The following is a 14,284-nucleotide window of genomic DNA, read 5'->3' as shown; positions in this document are numbered from 1 at the left end:
AAATGAACTGGCTGCTGGACCTCACTCCCGACGAATGGAATGCGGTCCGGCTGTCGATCAAGGTGGCGACTGTGGCGATGATCGCCAGCCTGCCGCCCGGCATCCTGATCGCGCTGGTCCTGGCCCGGGGGCGGTTCTGGGGCAAGACCTTGCTCAACGGGCTGGTGCATTTGCCGTTGATCCTGCCGCCGGTGGTGACCGGTTATCTGCTGCTGCTCACCTTCGGCCGGCGCGGGCCCGCCGGCGCCTTCCTCGCCGAGCATTTCGGCATCGTTTTTTCCTTCCGCTGGACGGGGGCAGCACTTGCCTGCGGGGTGATGGGGTTTCCGCTGATGGTGCGGGCGATCCGGCTGTCGATCGAGGCGGTCGACCGCAAGATGGAGGCGGCCGCCGGCACGCTCGGCGCCAACCCGATCTGGGTGTTTGCCACAATCACGCTGCCGCTGATCCTGCCCGGCCTGATCGCCGGCGCGATCCTGTCCTTCGCCAAGGCGATGGGCGAGTTCGGCGCGACCATTACTTTCGTCTCCAACATCCCCAACGAGACGCAGACGCTGCCCTCGGCGATCTACACCTTCACGCAGGTGCCGGGCGGCGATCCCGGAGCGCTGCGCCTGACGCTGATTTCGATCGTCATCTCGATGGTGGCGCTGGTGGCCTCCGAGGTTCTGGCGCGCCGGATCGGCCAGCGGATGGACATCGAATGACGCTCTCGGTGGACGTCAGTCATCGTCTCGGCGATTTCGCCATCGAGGCGAGTTTCGAAAGCGCCGGCCGGCTGACGGCGCTGTTCGGGCCTTCGGGCTCGGGCAAGTCGACGCTGATCAATGTGATCGCCGGGCTGATCCGGCCGCGGAAAGGGCGGATCGCGGTGGACGGGCGCGTGCTGGTCGACACCGCCGCCGGCATCTTCGTGCCGATGCACAAGCGACGGATCGGCATGGTGTTCCAGGATGCGCGGCTCTTCCCGCATTTGAGCGTCGCCGGCAATCTGCGCTATGGCCGCTGGTTCACGCCGGTTGCCGAGCGCTACGCCAGTATGGATGCGGTGGTCGAACTTCTTGGCATCGGTCCCCTGCTCGACCGGCGGCCGGCGAAATTGTCGGGTGGTGAAAAGCAGCGCGTGGCGATCGGCCGCGCGCTCCTTGCCAGCCCGAAACTGCTTTTGATGGACGAGCCTCTCGCCTCGCTCGACGAGGCGCGAAAGGCCGAAATCCTGCCCTATATCGAGCGGCTGCGCGATGAGACGAAGATCCCGATCGCCTATGTCAGCCATTCCGTCGCCGAGGTGGCGCGGCTGGCGACCGACGTGGCGGTGCTGTCCCAAGGCAAGATCGCGGCTTTCGGCCCGACCGAGGCGATCATGCAGCGGCTCGACCTCTTGCCGGCGGAGGAGCGCGGCGAGGGCGGCGCGGTGCTCGACACCAGGGTTTTGCGTCACGACGAGGCTTTCGGCATGACTGTGCTCGGCTCGCCGGCCGGCGAGATCCGCGTGCCACGCGTTTCACGCCCGGCGGGAGCTCTGGTGCGGCTCCGCATCCGCGCCCGCGATGTCATGATCGCGACCGAACAGCCGTCGGGTCTTAGCGCGCTCAACATACTGCCGGGCAAAATCGCCGCAGTCAGGCCGGGCGTCGGGCCTACGGTGGAGATCGCCATCGACTGCAACGGAGCAACGGTGCTGGCGCGCGTCACCAAACAGTCGAAGCAGAGCCTTCGGCTCGCGCTCGGCCGCGAGGTCTTCGCGGTGATCAAGACGGTGAGCTTTGACAGCGCGACGACAGGTGCTGGGCTGCCGGTGGAGGCCGATGGTTGACGAAGGGCAATATCGCTATGTTGGTTTGGAATAGCGATGTGGCGGCGGAGAGGGTAATCTCGACATGATCGCAGAGGACAAAGGATGCCATCGCTGAGCCTGCGGATAAATCTCGACCCTGACGGACGAATTGGTCCGGGCAAGATCGAATTGTTGGAGCAGATCGCCGCTTTCGGCTCGATTTCGGCCGCGGCGCGCGGCATGGAGATGTCCTACAAGCATGCCTGGGACCTGGTCGAGGACATGAACCGGGTGTTCGGCAAGCCGCTGGTGGCGGCGCAGACCGGCGGCCGAAAAGGCGGCGGCGCGCAATTGACCGCCGTGGGTCTCGCCGTCGTCAGCCGTTTCAGAGCGATCGAGCGCGCGGCGGCTTCAGCGGCGGCCGTCCATATGCAGGCGTTGCAGGCCGAGATCGACGCCGGTTGATTGGGCCTGTAAGGGGCCTATTCCTCCGGCTCCCCGGGCTTGCGGAGCAAATAGGTGTCCATGATCCAGCCCTTTTTGCGCCGAGCTTCCTCTCGGACCTTCTCGATTTCGGCGCCGACATCGCCGAGGCGGCCGGAAAGGATGATCTCGTCCGCCGTGCCGAGATAAGCGCCCCACTGAATGAAAACATCTTGGTCGACCAGTGTGTTGAAGGCGCACTTGCCGTCCAGCATGACAACTGTGCTCCCGGCATTCGCGGGAAGGCCTTCCTCAGTGAGCCGGCGGCCGGTGGTGACCAGGATCGAATCGCCGATGCGGTTGAGCGCCGTGGCGTGGGAGGCGGCCAGCGCCTGGATCGCGGTGATGCCCGGAATGACCTCGAGCTCGAAACCGACATTGCCCCTCAGGCGCACGCGCTCCAGTATGCGCAGCGCGCTGTCGTAGAGCGAGGGGTCGCCCCAGATCAGGAACGCGCCGCAGCCGTCCTCGGCAAGCTCGTTGCCGATCAGCCCTTCATAGATTTCGGCGATCGCCTCGTGCCAGTCGTCGACGGTCACGCGATAGGACGATGTCGGCTCGGCCCGAACCGGGACGTCGAATTCGACGCGGCGCGACTTCGGGTTTGTGACGAAGCGGTCGCAGATCTGCCGACGGAGTTCCGCGAGGTCGTTCTTCCTCGCGCCTTTGTCGGGAACGAACAGCACGTCGGCCCGGTTCAGGCCGTTGATGGCCTGTACGGTCATGTGGTCGGGATTGCCGGCGCCGATGCCGATGACGAGAAGCTTGCGCATAGGCGTCCTCCTGCCCGATCGGGCGGCCGGTGTCCAGACGGGGGCAGGCAGGCACGCGGGAACGCAAAACTCGGCCGGTCGGCAGAAACGCTGAACGCCTCTAGCTACTTCTCCTGGAATTGCTCTAGATGGAAGCGCATCCGCATGATCCCGGTCATGCCGTCGAGAGAGGGGAGCCATGACACGCACTATCCTGACCGCAGCGCTGGCATTCTCGGTTGCACCTGCCTTCGCCAACGATTCCGTTGCCGAGCTTGGCACCGGCGGGCTGATCCTGTCGCGCAGCGATGCGGTTGCCATGGAAAGCGAGGATCTCTTCATCTCGCCGGAAAAGGTGACCTTCGACTACGTTTTCCGCAACACTACCGACAAGGACGTCAGCGCGATCGTCGCCTTCCCGATGCCGGACATCGAGGGCGACCCGAACGAGATGCCGGCGATCCCGGAAGCGCAGAGCGACAATTTCCTCGGCTTCGAGGTGACGATCGACGGCGTCGACGCCAACCCGCAGCTCGAACAAAAGGCGTTCGCGCTGGGCATCGACATCACCGCGGAACTCAAGGCGCACGACGTGCCGCTCTATCCGTTCGGCGACGCCGCCAAGGCGGCGCTGGCAAAGCTGCCCAAGGACGTCGCCGAGGATTGGGAAGATCGCGGCATCATCGTCGAAGACACCGCCGATGATGGTTCGGGCATGCAAACCGCTTACGCGCCGTTCTGGCAGTTGCGCTCGACCTATTGGTGGCGCTCCACCTTCCCGGCCAACAAGCAAATCCATGTCTGGCACCGCTACAAGCCGAGCGTCGGCGGCACGTCATCGGTCAGCTTCTATTACGACGGCAAGTTCCAGGGGCAGTACGACACTTACAAGACCCGCTACTGCATGGACGGCGCGTTCGAGAACGCTGTGCGCAAGGCAGCGAACGAAAATCCCGACGGCTATCCCAAATATTTCGAGAGCCGCATCGCCTATGTCCTGACCACCGGCGGCAACTGGGCGTCCGGCAGTATCGGCAACTTCAAGCTTACCATCGACAAGGGCAGCCCAAAGAATCTGGTCTCCTTCTGCGGCGACAATGTCCGCAAGGTGGGTCCGACGACGTTCGAGATGACGGCCAAGGATTTTTATCCGGAGCACGATATCGGCATCTTGCTGCTTGAGCCGTCGGACAATAGTGGGAACGGCGGCTGATGGACATCGCGATCTACGTGGCCATTGCCGAGAACGGCGTGATCGGACGCGAAGGCGGGCTGCCGTGGCGGCTTTCCAGCGACCTGAAACGCTTCAAGGCCGACACGATGGGCAAGCCGCTCATCATGGGCCGCAAGACCTATGAGGGCATCGGCCGGCCGCTGCCCGGCAGGCTCAACATCGTGGTGACGCGAGCCAGAGACTGGCGATCCGAGGGCACCGAAGTCGCCCATTCGCTCGACGATGCCATCACGCTGGCCAAGGTGCGCGGCCGCTGCACGGCAGGTGCCGAGGAGATCTGCGTCGTCGGCGGCGGCGAGATCTATGCCCAGGCCCTGCCGCTGGCCGATCGTCTCCACGTCACCCATGTGCTGGCCGCGGTCGATGGCGACGCTCATTTTCCGCCGATCGACCCCGCGATCTGGCGGATCGTCCGATCCGAGGATTTTCCGGCGGGCGAAAAGGACAGCCACGCGACACGCTATACCGTTTACGAGCGCCGCGGCGACGGTCACTGACGAGGACAAAGGGTCGCTGACGGCTCAAATCGCAGGTGCGCGCAGCGGATCGCGTTGAAAGCGCGTCACGGCGTCCCTATAGAAGAACGAGGGTACAGCGCCACGCTTCCAACCGGACGCGCAAGAAGGCCGCCGTAAAACTTTGATTTGGCGCATGATTCCTTTCGGAAAACCGATATCGGTTTTCGAGGTCATGCGCTAGGATCGCGCCGCAAGGCCTGAGGGAACCGAAGCGAAAGGACATTCATGCCCTGGAACGACAAGAGCGGTGGCGGCGGCCCATGGGGCGGCGGCGGCAATCAGGGGCCCTGGGGACAGGGACCGAAAGGCCCGAGCGGCCCGCCCGGTTCGCCTCCCGATCTCGAGGACATCATCCGCCGCGGCCAGGACAGGCTGCGGCGCGCTCTTCCGGGAGGCGGCGGCGCCAGCCCGGCCGTCCTCGGGCTGATCGCGCTCGCGCTTGTCGTGCTTTGGGCTTTCAAGGCCATCTATACCGTGCAGCCTGACGAGGTCGCGGTCGAATTGCGCTTCGGCAAGCCGAAGGCCGAGCTCTCGCAGCCAGGCCTGCATTTCCACTGGTGGCCGATCGAAACGGTCGAAACGGCAAAGATTTCCGAGCAGCTCGTCAGCATCGGCGGCGGGGCGAGCAGCGGCTCCGGGCTGATGCTCTCCGGCGACCAGAACATCGTCAATGTGCAGTTCTCGGTCGCCTACCAGGTTTCCGATCCAAGGGCCTATCTTTTCGACGTCTCAGATCCCGACGGCATGCTGACGCAGGTGGCCGAAAGCGCCATGCGCGAGGTCGTCGGCCGGCGCCCCGCGCAGGATATTTTCCGCGACGATCGCCAGGGTATTGCCACATCGGTGCGTGAGATCGTCCAAAACACGCTCGATGGTTACAAGACGGGTCTGCAAGTCAACGCAATCTCCATCGAGGACGCCGCCCCGCCGCGCGAGGTCGCCGATGCTTTCGACGAAGTGCAGCGCGCCGAGCAGGACGAGGACAAGTTCGTCGAGCAGGCCAATCAATATTCCAACCAGAAGCTCGGCCAGGCGCGCGGTGAGGCGGCCCAGATCCGCGAAGATGCCGCCGCCTACAAGAACCGGGTCGTGCAGGAAGCCGAAGGTGAGGCGCAGCGCTTCATCTCCGTTTACAACGAATACGCCAAGGCGCCCGACGTGACGCGCAAGCGCCTTTACCTGGAAACAATGGAGAGGATCCTGAAGGACTCGAACAAGGTCGTCGTCGAGCAGGGCAACGGGCAGGGTGTGCTTCCTTATCTGCCGCTGCCGGCACTGCAGCCCAAGGCGCCGCCCGCGCCTGCGCTGGGAGGTAACCAGTGATGGCCAACCGTCTTCCCATCATCGCGGTCATCGCGGCCGTCCTTCTGTTTCTGCTCTATTCGTCGGTGTTCGTCGTCAAGGCGGGCGAGCAGGCAATCGTGCTGAGGTTCGGCGAGATCATCGACGTCAAGACCGAGCCGGGCATCTATTTCAAGGCGCCATTCGCCTTCTTCGATGCCGACAGCGTTCAGACGATCGAGAAAAAAGTCATGCGCTTCGACCTCGACAATATCCGCGTTCAGGTCTCCGGCGGCAAGTTCTACGAGGTCGATGCCTTCATCGCCTACCGCATTTCGGATCCGCGCACGTTCCGCGCGGCGGTATCGGGGCAGGTGGAACTCGCCGAAGCCCGGCTGAAGACGCGGCTCGATGCGGCGCTGCGCCGCGTCTATGGTCTGCGCGATTTCGAGGCGGCACTTTCCGAAGAACGCGGCGTCATGATGCGCGAGGTGCGTGACCAACTGCGTCCGGACGCGACGTCGCTCGGCCTCGACATCGAAGATGTGCGCATCCGCCGGACGGATCTGACCGCCGAAGTATCGCAGCAGACCTACGATCGCATGAAAGCCGAACGCCTGGCGGAAGCCGAGCGGCTGAGAGCTCGCGGCAACGAGGCGGCGCAGCGTATCAAAGCCAGGGCCGACCGCGAGGTCGTCGAGATCATCGCCGAGGCGCAGAAGGAATCGGAGATCCTGCGCGGCGAGGGCGAGGCGCAGCGCAGCGCCACCTTTGCTGAAGCCTATAAGCGAGACCCGGGCTTCTTCGATTTCTATCGCTCGATGAATGCTTACGGCACGGCCTTGGACAGCACCGGAACCACCATGGTGCTGTCGCCCGACTCCGAGTTCTTCCGTTTCTTCCGCGATCCGGAAAGCAAGCCCGAGCCCGGACAGCCGGCGGCACCGCAGCCCGCGCCCGCGGCGCCGGCAGCCCCGGCCACGCAACCCGGCAGCGCCCAGTAGCGGACGGTGCAGGATTTCCTCGCGGCTATCGGCCTGGTCCTCGTCATCGAGGGCCTGGTCTATGGCGGGTTTCCGGCTCTGGCCAGGAAACTGGCGGCGGAGGTGCTGTCGTTGCCGGAGAATGTGCTGCGGATCGCCGGATTGGCTGCAATCGCCCTTGGCGTCGCCATCGTCTGGCTGGTTCGCGGCTGATGAAATTCCTTGGTGCCGAGGCGATTGACGATTTATCTTCCGCCGATAGCTATAGCCGCAAACGTGCCTTATTTCTTGCCAACATGAATTGACGGGCGCCTTTGCGGAAGCGCCTTTCTTTTTCAAAACGCCGGGAGGCCACGATGATATCCGACACCCTGTTGCGCGCGGCGCGGCGCAGGTTTTTCGCCGGCGCCACCGCATTTGTCGTCGGCATAGTTGCCGTCCCGTCCTTCGTCACGCCCACGATCGCCTCCGACGCGCCGCCTTCCGTCGCCGACCTCGCCGAACGCCTGCTCGGCGCGGTGGTCAACATCTCGACCTCGCAAACCGTCAAAGGCACGGAAGGCCCCGGTGCGGTGCCGATGCCACAGCTTCCGGAAGGCTCGCCCTTCCAGGACTTTTTCGATGACTTCTTCAAGAACCGCGGCGGCGACAAGGGCGGCGGGCAGAAGGTGCAGTCGCTTGGCTCCGGCTTCGTCATCGATGCCGAGCAGGGCATCGTGGTGACCAACAATCACGTCATCGCCGATGCCGACGACATCGAGGTCAATTTCTCCGACGGCGTGACGCTGAAGGCGACGCTTGTCGGCACTGATACAAAGACCGACGTCGCGTTGCTGAAGGTCGATCCGAAGGGCCACAAATTAACGGCGGTGAAGTTCGGCGATTCCACCAAGATGCGCGTCGGCGACTGGGTGATGGCGATCGGCAATCCGTTCGGTCTTGGCGGCACGGTCACGGTCGGCATCGTCTCGGCGCGCAACCGCGACATCAATTCCGGCCCCTATGACGACTTCATCCAGACCGACGCCGCCATCAATCGCGGCAATTCCGGCGGTCCGCTGTTCAACAGCAGTGGCGAGGTCATCGGCATCAACACGGCGATCATCTCGCCGTCCGGCGGCTCGATCGGCATCGGCTTTTCCATTCCCTCGCAGCTCGCCGCGGGCGTCGTCGATCAGCTTCGCCAGTTCGGCGAAACGCGGCGCGGCTGGCTTGGCGTGCGCATCCAGCCGGTGACGGACGACATCGCCGAAAGCCTTGGCATGGCGACGGCCAAGGGCGCGCTGGTGGCCGGTGTCATCAAGGGCGGACCGGTCGACAACGGCACGGTTCAAGCCGGCGACGTCATCATCAAATTCGACGGCAAGGACATCCACGAAATGCGCGACCTGCCGCGCGTCGTCGCCGAAAGCCCGGTCGGCAAGGCCGTCGACGTCGTCATCGTGCGCAAGGGCGTCGAGCAGACAGTGAAGGTGACGCTCGGCCGGCTCGAGGACGGCGAGAAGCTGGCCAGCGGCGAGAACGGCAGTACCGGCGAGGACAAGGGCGACAAGGCGGCTCCTGTGTCGACGGCTTCGGTGCTCGGCATGACCGTTGGCGAGCTCAACGAGCAGACCAGACAGAAATTCGGCATCGCGGCCGATGTGTCGGGCGTGGTCATCACCGACGTCGCCAAGGATTCGGCCGCCGCCGAACGCGGCATCCAGCCCGGCGAGGTGATCACCGAGATCGCGCAGGAATCGGTCGGCACGCCAAAGGATGTCATGGACCGGATCGGGGCGCTGAAAGAGCAGGGCCGCAAGAACGCGCTGCTGATGCTCGCCTCGAAATCCGGCGAGTTGCGCTTCGTGACGATCCGGATGGACTGATTCCGGAGAGCCCGAACGGGTTGATTTGCAAGAATGGGCGGCTAGCGGGCCGCCCTTTTTCGCGCCTGCCAGTCGTCGCGCGACAGCCGGTACAGCGCATGCCGCTTAAGATGAGGGTGGCTGTCCGGCACGGCGGGATGGTCGAAATCGGCGCCCGGGTCGGCGCGCATGCCGAGCCGCTTCATGACGGCGATCGAACGATGGTTTTCCACGACGGCAAAGGAGACGATTTCGTCCAGCTCCAGCGTTTCGAAACCGAAGGAGAGCCAGGCTTCGGATGCCTCGGTGACATAGCCCTTGCGCCAGTATTCCGGTGCCAGCCGCCAGCCGATCTCGATCGTGCCGGCCGGCAGGGAAGGCACATGATCGGTTTGGAGGAGGCCGACGAAGCCGATGCACTCGCCGGTGGCGGCAATCTCGGCGGCGGCGAAACCGTAGCCATCCTCATCGATCCAGGCGCGGAGCTCGTCCATCTTTGCGTCCGCCGCGGCCCGGTCGCGGCGGAACGGAAAAAATTCCATCACGCGCTCGTCCGAGTTGATGCGATGGAAGAGCGCGCGGTCGCGCTGTTCCCAATTGCGCAGGATGAGGCGCTCGGTGCGGATCGGCTTCATTGCACGAACTCGCCCTGGCGATAGCCCTGGAGGTAAAGCAGCGCGGTCAGATCGCCGTGGTCGATGCGGATCCTTGCCTGCTCAGCCACCGCCGGCTTGGCGTGCAGCGCGACGCCGGTGCCGGCCAGGCGGATCATGTCGAGGTCGTTGGCGCCGTCGCCCACGGCAACGGCATCCTGCGTCGTCACGCCCAGCCTTGCCGCGATGTCGAGCAGCGCCTCGGCCTTGGCGGCGCGGCCGAGGATAGGCTCGGCCACCGTGCCGGTGAATCTGCCGCCATCCTCGATCAGCCGGTTGGCGCGATTCTCCTGGAAGCCCAGCATTGCGGCGATGCGGTTGGTGAAGACGTCGAAGCCGCCTGAGACCAGCGCCGTCCAGGCGCCGTTGGCACGCATGGTCTGCACCAGCGCGCGGCCGCCGGCGGCCAGCGTCAGCCGGTTGGCGATGATGCGGTCGACCACCGCCGTGTCGAGGCCCTTCAGCAAGGCGACGCGTTCGCGCAAGGCCGGCTCGAATGCGATCTCGCCATTCATCGACCGCGCGGTGATCGCAGCGACACGGTCCTTGACGCCGATCTCGTCGGCAAGCTCGTCGATGCATTCCTGAGCGATCATGGTCGAATCCATATCGGCAAGCAGGATCCTCTTCCTCCGGCCTTCAGCCGGCTGGACGATGATGTCGACCGGCTCGGAGGCCAATGCCGCGCGCAGATTGGCCGTCAATGCGCCGATGTCGGGCGTCTCCGGCAAAACCAGATCGCAGGCGACATCCTCGGCCAGCCAATGAACGGCGCTTGCGCCTGCCGCTCGCGAGGCGATATTCGCAAGCGGGACCGACACTCGGCGGTCTTTGGGATTGGACACAAGCGTGGCGATCAGAGGCATCGAAAATTCCGGCAGGCAGGCGGGCGAAGGCCGCGTGAAAAACGCCATCCTGATAGCGGGGCCGACCGCCAGCGGCAAGTCGGCGCTGGCGCTGGACATCGCCGAGCGCAAGGGCGGCGTCATCGTCAACACCGATTCCATGCAGGGCTATTCGGTTCTTGACGTGCTGACGGCGCGTCCGAGCGCGGCCGAAACGGCGCGCGTGCCGCATTATCTGTACGGTCACGTGCATCCTTCGACAGCCTACTCGACCGGCGCCTGGCTGCGCGACGTCACCGGGCTGATCCCGGAAGGTATTTTCTCCGGCCGGCCGGCTGTCTTCGTCGGCGGCACCGGGCTCTATTTCCGAGCTTTAGCCGAAGGCATCTCGGACATGCCCGACATTCCGCCTTCGGTGCGTGAGCGCTGGCGCTACGAACTCAAGGAACAAGGGGCAGAACGGCTGCACCGTGTACTGATGCATCAGGATTCGGCTGTCGCCATGCAGCTCCGGCCGACCGATGGCCAGCGCATTGTGCGGGCGCTGGAGGTGCTCGACGCGTCGGGACGGTCGATCCTTGAATGGCAAGCGGCACGCGGCCAGTCGCTCATCGACCGCGACAGCGCACGCTTCCTGGTGATCGAGCCGGATCGCGGCGAACTGGTGGCGCGTATCGGGGCGCGTTTCGATCAAATGCTCGACAAGGGCGCGCTCGACGAGGTCAGGCAGTTGATGGCACTCGACCTCGATCCGAACCTGCCGGCGATGAAGGCGATCGGCGTGCGCGAGCTGCAGGCCGCGATGGCCGGACACATGGGCTTTCCCCAAGCGATTGAGCGAGCCAAGATCGCGACGCGCCAATATGCCAAGCGGCAGACGACCTGGTTCAAACACCAACTGGGGCCGGAGTGGCAAAGGTTACGCCCGGGCGAGAAATGGTCAATCGGGGACTGATAGAATGCGATTTGATCAGGGCTTGGAATTGTGAGCGCAGCTTCCCGTCACGGTTGTCCGGGTTAACCGTCCGTAAGGCCTGGCATGCCATAACGGCGACGGTCGCAGTACCGCGGGGCGTTATGCGTTTTCACAAGGCGGAATCGGCGTTTTTCGTCTTTATCTTCGTGATCCTGGCCGCCGGCCTGGTGACCTTTCACGCCTATGGCCAATTGCAGGATATCGCGACCGCTCTCGACACCGCATCGCGTCTCGACAGAATCGCCTATCTCAACAAATTGCTGTTCGTGACCGGTGCGCTGCTGGCTGCTGCCTTGTTCTTTGGAACCTTCTTCATCTACCCGCTGATCCGCGGCCAGGTGAGGGAAGAGGGCAAGTTGCGCGCCATGACGGTGTCGCTGAGCGCCCGTTCGCAAACGCTTGAGCACGCAGCACTCACCGACGGCCTGACCGGAATGCAGAACCGCCGCTACTTCGATGACGCGTTGCGGGAATATCTCGACGAGTTCGGCCGCATCGACAAGCCGGTGGGCCTGATGATCCTCGATCTCGATCATTTCAAGCAGGTCAACGACACGCATGGCCACGATGTCGGCGACGAGGTTCTGCGGTCCGTCGCGCAGTGCGTACGGGGCATGACCCGCTATCACGATGTGGTGGCGAGGCTGGGCGGCGAGGAGTTCGCCGTGGTCACGCCCAACATGGATGCGGAACTGCTCGCGCGGTTCGCCGAGCGCATCCGCAAGGCGATCGCCAACCTGTCGATCATGTCGGGCAATGTGCGGCTGAAGGTCACCACCAGCGTCGGCCTCGCCGTCTGGGACCGCAAGGAGAGTGCCGAGGACTTCTATCGCCGCGCCGACCGGCAGCTCTACGAGGCGAAGAAGCAGGGCCGCAACCGCGTCTGCGCCTGAAATTCCATGATCAAATTCTTGACGCTGGCCGCCTGGAGCCGTGTTCTGCGCTTCTACCGCGCCGCGCGTCTCCTATGATCCTTTCCGAAAAGCGTTCTCGATTTTCGGGGTCATGCGCGTGCTCACGGACTATATGTCCGCTCCGGTTCTCGAAAGCGACTTCAGTCGACTCAGCCCGGGACTCAGTCGGCGCGAAGATGCAGAACGATTAGTCGTTCTGCTGGCGCATGCCGAAGGTCGAGGGCCTCAGGCCGTAACGCATGTCGAAATCGTCGTCCGGTTGCACGCGCGGCGCCGATGGCTTGCGGTAGTCGGGGTCGCCAGCCTGGCGCCCGGTATCGACGGCTTCGGCGAACGCTATCGACTGCTGCGGTTTCGGCACGTTGCGCAGACGCTCGACAATTCCGGCGAGATCGACATCGTCGCCGGAATCCGCGGGCAAGGCCTGCTCCCGCTTCGCTGTGCCGGGAATGAATTCCTGGGACAGTTTCTCGAATTTGAGCCGCATGGTCGTCGCCACGCCTTCGCCGAAGGCAATGGCTTCGCGCTGGCCCATGGAGGACAGGAACGCCAGCGTCGAGGCCGAGGAATCGGCGATCGCCGAGCGGATGATCGCCTGGTCCTGCTCGTTGGCGAGCCGCATGGCGAAGAAAGTCGAGCATTGCGACAGGATGGTCGGATCGAGCTCGCCTGGACGCTGGGTCACAACGCCGAGATAGCAGCCATATTTGCGGCCTTCCTTGGCGATGCGCGACAAAGCGTGCCTGGTCGGCGCGAAGCCGAGACGCGGATCGGCAGGCATGTAGCGGTGCGCTTCCTCGCAAAGCAGGAGCAGCCGCAGCCGGCCCTCGCTCCAGAGCGCAAGGTCGAAGGCGAGGCGCGCCAGCACCGAGCAGACCGAATTGACGACTTCGGACGGCATGCCCGCCATCTCGAAGCAGGTCACCGGACGTCCATGGTTCGGTACGCGGAAGATGTTGCCGATCGTCTCGTGGATGGTGTCCTCGATCAGCCGCGAATTGAACATGAAACGGTAGCGCGGGTCGGAAGCGGCCGATTCGATGCGCGTCCTCAACGACTTCAGTGTCGGCCGATCGTTCTTGCTTTCGAGCAGACCCATGCGCTCGTCGATCTGCTTGAGCAGATCGGCGATGCGGTAAGGCACCGGCGTGTCCGCCGTCAGCGCATCGCTGCCGCGCCTGATATACGAGCCGGAGCTCGGGTTGCGATAGAGGTTCTTGGCGGCCGGGATGAGGTCGCGCAGGACGTCGACTTCCTCCGGAACGGTCTCGCGACCGCGAAACAGAACTTCGGCGAATTCTTCCAGTCTGAACATCCAGAACGGCAGGTCGAGCGTCTTGGAATCAACCTTCACGCAGTATTCCGGAAGCGAGGCGGCAAACTCGTTGTGCGGGTCGAGGATCAGCACGCGCAGATCGGGCCGCGCCTCGATCGATTTGCGCAACAGCAGCGAGACAGCCGTGGATTTGCCGACGCCGGTCGTGCCGACAATGGCGAAATGGCGCGCCAACGTGTCGTCGACAGCGATGTTGGCGGCGATCGCCTCGTCCTGGGACAGTGTGCCGATGGTGATCGAATGGCGGCCGGCGAGATCGTAGACGGCCTGCAGGTCGCGGCTGCGGATACGGTGGGCAACCGCGCCGATATGCGGATAGGTGGTGATGCCGCGGTCGAAGACCGGTTTGGCGCCGGGCTCGGTGCCGTCGCGCACCTCGCCGATCAGCTCGATGCTGACCTCGATTGCGTTCTGACCCTCATTGCTCCAGGCGCGGTCAGACTTGCCGATCGCATAGACAAGGCCAACGGTTCGCGTCGCGCCAAGGTTGATGGAAATCATCTTGCCGACGGTCCACAGGCCGGTCACCGTGCCTTCGGCATCTTCGGCATAGGCGCTGATGGTAGCGCGCGCACCGTCGCATTGCACGACGTTGCCCAGGATGCGCTTGTCGCTCTGCTGGGCGTCGCGGCGCTCCTGCGAGGTCGGCTCCCCAATGGAGGCTTCGCGTTCAACAAACATCGGT

The 14,284-nt window shown here is 64.2% G+C and carries 15 protein-coding genes; 11 read left to right on the top strand and 4 right to left on the bottom strand.

All coding sequences use genetic code 11. The features are described from left to right. Positions 1–2 precede the first annotated feature (2 nt). The 3 genes from modB (at position 3) to P9230_RS03875 (ending at position 2,242) form a co-directional block, all read left to right on the top strand. Positions 3–707 carry a molybdate ABC transporter permease subunit gene (gene modB, locus P9230_RS03885; protein WP_067323203.1) on the top strand — a complete coding sequence of 235 codons (705 nt, stop codon included), beginning with the start codon at positions 3–5 and terminating at the stop codon, positions 705–707. Further along, positions 704–1,816, top strand: a complete 1,113-nt coding sequence (gene modC / locus P9230_RS03880; protein WP_067323206.1) for a molybdenum ABC transporter ATP-binding protein — start codon at positions 704–706, stop codon at positions 1,814–1,816. The genes modB and modC overlap by 4 nt, the downstream gene beginning before the upstream one ends. An 84-nt stretch (positions 1,817–1,900) precedes the next feature. After that, on the top strand, positions 1,901–2,242 hold the full coding sequence (locus tag P9230_RS03875) for a winged helix-turn-helix domain-containing protein (protein ID WP_066990897.1): 342 nt from the start codon (positions 1,901–1,903) through the stop codon (positions 2,240–2,242). A 17-nt stretch (positions 2,243–2,259) separates the two neighbouring features. Here the strand turns inward: P9230_RS03875 and cobF are convergent, their stop codons facing one another. Next, a complete protein-coding gene (cobF, locus tag P9230_RS03870) occupies positions 2,260–3,033 on the bottom strand; it encodes a precorrin-6A synthase (deacetylating) (protein ID WP_278053124.1) in 774 nt (257 codons plus the stop codon). Between the two features lie 178 nt (positions 3,034–3,211). Here cobF and P9230_RS03865 point away from each other — a divergent pair, with 178 nt between their 5' ends. The 6 genes from P9230_RS03865 to P9230_RS03840 all read left to right on the top strand — a co-directional run bounded on the left by P9230_RS03865 (position 3,212) and on the right by P9230_RS03840 (position 8,896). Beyond that, a complete protein-coding gene (locus P9230_RS03865) occupies positions 3,212–4,225 on the top strand; it encodes a DUF4424 domain-containing protein (RefSeq protein ID WP_278117502.1) in 1,014 nt (337 codons plus the stop codon). Further along, a complete protein-coding gene (locus P9230_RS03860; RefSeq protein WP_278053121.1) occupies positions 4,225–4,743 on the top strand; it encodes a dihydrofolate reductase in 519 nt (172 codons plus the stop codon). The genes P9230_RS03865 and P9230_RS03860 overlap by 1 nt, the downstream gene beginning before the upstream one ends. Before the next feature lie 246 nt (positions 4,744–4,989). Beyond that, on the top strand, positions 4,990–6,087 hold the full coding sequence (hflK, locus tag P9230_RS03855) for an FtsH protease activity modulator HflK (RefSeq protein WP_095824892.1): 1,098 nt from the start codon (positions 4,990–4,992) through the stop codon (positions 6,085–6,087). Beyond that, the gene (locus P9230_RS03850) at positions 6,087–7,049 is read left to right on the top strand and encodes a protease modulator HflC (RefSeq protein WP_278087830.1); all 963 of its coding nucleotides are present in this window, start codon (positions 6,087–6,089) and stop codon (positions 7,047–7,049) included. The genes hflK and P9230_RS03850 overlap by 1 nt, the downstream gene beginning before the upstream one ends. Positions 7,050–7,055: 6 nt before the next feature. Then, entirely contained in the window at positions 7,056–7,241 is a 186-nt protein-coding gene (locus tag P9230_RS03845; protein ID WP_095783779.1) for a DUF2065 family protein, read from the top strand. 143 nt (positions 7,242–7,384) lie between these two features. Further along, positions 7,385–8,896: a DegQ family serine endoprotease gene (locus P9230_RS03840; protein ID WP_067323217.1), complete on the top strand. Its 1,512-nt coding sequence runs from the start codon at positions 7,385–7,387 to the stop codon at positions 8,894–8,896. A gap of 41 nt (positions 8,897–8,937) precedes the next feature. On the opposite strand, the gene P9230_RS03835 is transcribed toward P9230_RS03840, so the two are convergent. Both P9230_RS03835 and serB read right to left on the bottom strand, forming a co-directional pair. Next, the gene (locus P9230_RS03835; protein WP_067323220.1) at positions 8,938–9,510 is read right to left on the bottom strand and encodes a GNAT family N-acetyltransferase; all 573 of its coding nucleotides are present in this window, start codon (positions 9,508–9,510) and stop codon (positions 8,938–8,940) included. After that, complete coding sequence (gene serB / locus P9230_RS03830; protein WP_127241927.1) at positions 9,507–10,394, bottom strand: phosphoserine phosphatase SerB; 888 nt, start codon at positions 10,392–10,394, stop codon at positions 9,507–9,509. Before serB ends, P9230_RS03835 begins: the two co-directional genes overlap by 4 nt. On the opposite strand from serB, the gene miaA reads away from it, so the two are divergent. Continuing rightward, positions 10,384–11,328 (top strand): tRNA (adenosine(37)-N6)-dimethylallyltransferase MiaA, encoded by a 945-nt coding sequence (gene miaA, locus P9230_RS03825; protein ID WP_278118330.1) that lies wholly within the window; start codon positions 10,384–10,386, stop codon positions 11,326–11,328. The genes serB and miaA overlap by 11 nt on opposite strands. A 122-nt stretch (positions 11,329–11,450) precedes the next feature. Continuing rightward, on the top strand, positions 11,451–12,242 hold the full coding sequence (locus tag P9230_RS03820) for a GGDEF domain-containing protein (RefSeq protein WP_066990920.1): 792 nt from the start codon (positions 11,451–11,453) through the stop codon (positions 12,240–12,242). 208 nt (positions 12,243–12,450) lie between these two features. Here the strand turns inward: P9230_RS03820 and P9230_RS03815 are convergent, their stop codons facing one another. Then, positions 12,451–14,280 carry an ATP-binding protein gene (locus P9230_RS03815; protein WP_095802668.1) on the bottom strand — a complete coding sequence of 610 codons (1,830 nt, stop codon included), beginning with the start codon at positions 14,278–14,280 and terminating at the stop codon, positions 12,451–12,453. Positions 14,281–14,284 lie beyond the last annotated feature (4 nt).

Origin of the sequence: Mesorhizobium sp. WSM4887 (assembly GCF_029625865.1) — a bacterium.
Taxonomy (GTDB): Bacteria; Pseudomonadota; Alphaproteobacteria; order Rhizobiales; family Rhizobiaceae; genus Mesorhizobium.
Note: the sequence above shows the minus strand (reverse complement) of the source record. Positions and strands in the feature narration are given on the sequence as shown.

Excerpts from the sequence above, each read along its gene's own strand:
- cobF (WP_278053124.1), bottom strand. The coding sequence starts at position 3,033 with ATGCGCAAGCTTCTCGTCATCGGCATCGGCGCCGGCAATCCCGACCAC.
- P9230_RS03820 (WP_066990920.1), top strand. The coding sequence starts at position 11,451 with ATGCGTTTTCACAAGGCGGAATCGGCGTTTTTCGTCTTTATCTTCGTG.
- serB (WP_127241927.1), bottom strand. The coding sequence starts at position 10,394 with ATGCCTCTGATCGCCACGCTTGTGTCCAATCCCAAAGACCGCCGAGTG.
- P9230_RS03835 (WP_067323220.1), bottom strand. The coding sequence starts at position 9,510 with ATGAAGCCGATCCGCACCGAGCGCCTCATCCTGCGCAATTGGGAACAG.
- P9230_RS03850 (WP_278087830.1), top strand. The coding sequence starts at position 6,087 with ATGGCCAACCGTCTTCCCATCATCGCGGTCATCGCGGCCGTCCTTCTG.
- P9230_RS03860 (WP_278053121.1), top strand. The coding sequence starts at position 4,225 with ATGGACATCGCGATCTACGTGGCCATTGCCGAGAACGGCGTGATCGGA.
- P9230_RS03875 (WP_066990897.1), top strand. The coding sequence starts at position 1,901 with ATGCCATCGCTGAGCCTGCGGATAAATCTCGACCCTGACGGACGAATT.
- modB (WP_067323203.1), top strand. The coding sequence starts at position 3 with ATGAACTGGCTGCTGGACCTCACTCCCGACGAATGGAATGCGGTCCGG.
- hflK (WP_095824892.1), top strand. The coding sequence starts at position 4,990 with ATGCCCTGGAACGACAAGAGCGGTGGCGGCGGCCCATGGGGCGGCGGC.
- P9230_RS03865 (WP_278117502.1), top strand. The coding sequence starts at position 3,212 with ATGACACGCACTATCCTGACCGCAGCGCTGGCATTCTCGGTTGCACCT.
- P9230_RS03840 (WP_067323217.1), top strand. The coding sequence starts at position 7,385 with ATGATATCCGACACCCTGTTGCGCGCGGCGCGGCGCAGGTTTTTCGCC.
- P9230_RS03815 (WP_095802668.1), bottom strand. The coding sequence starts at position 14,280 with ATGTTTGTTGAACGCGAAGCCTCCATTGGGGAGCCGACCTCGCAGGAG.
- modC (WP_067323206.1), top strand. The coding sequence starts at position 704 with ATGACGCTCTCGGTGGACGTCAGTCATCGTCTCGGCGATTTCGCCATC.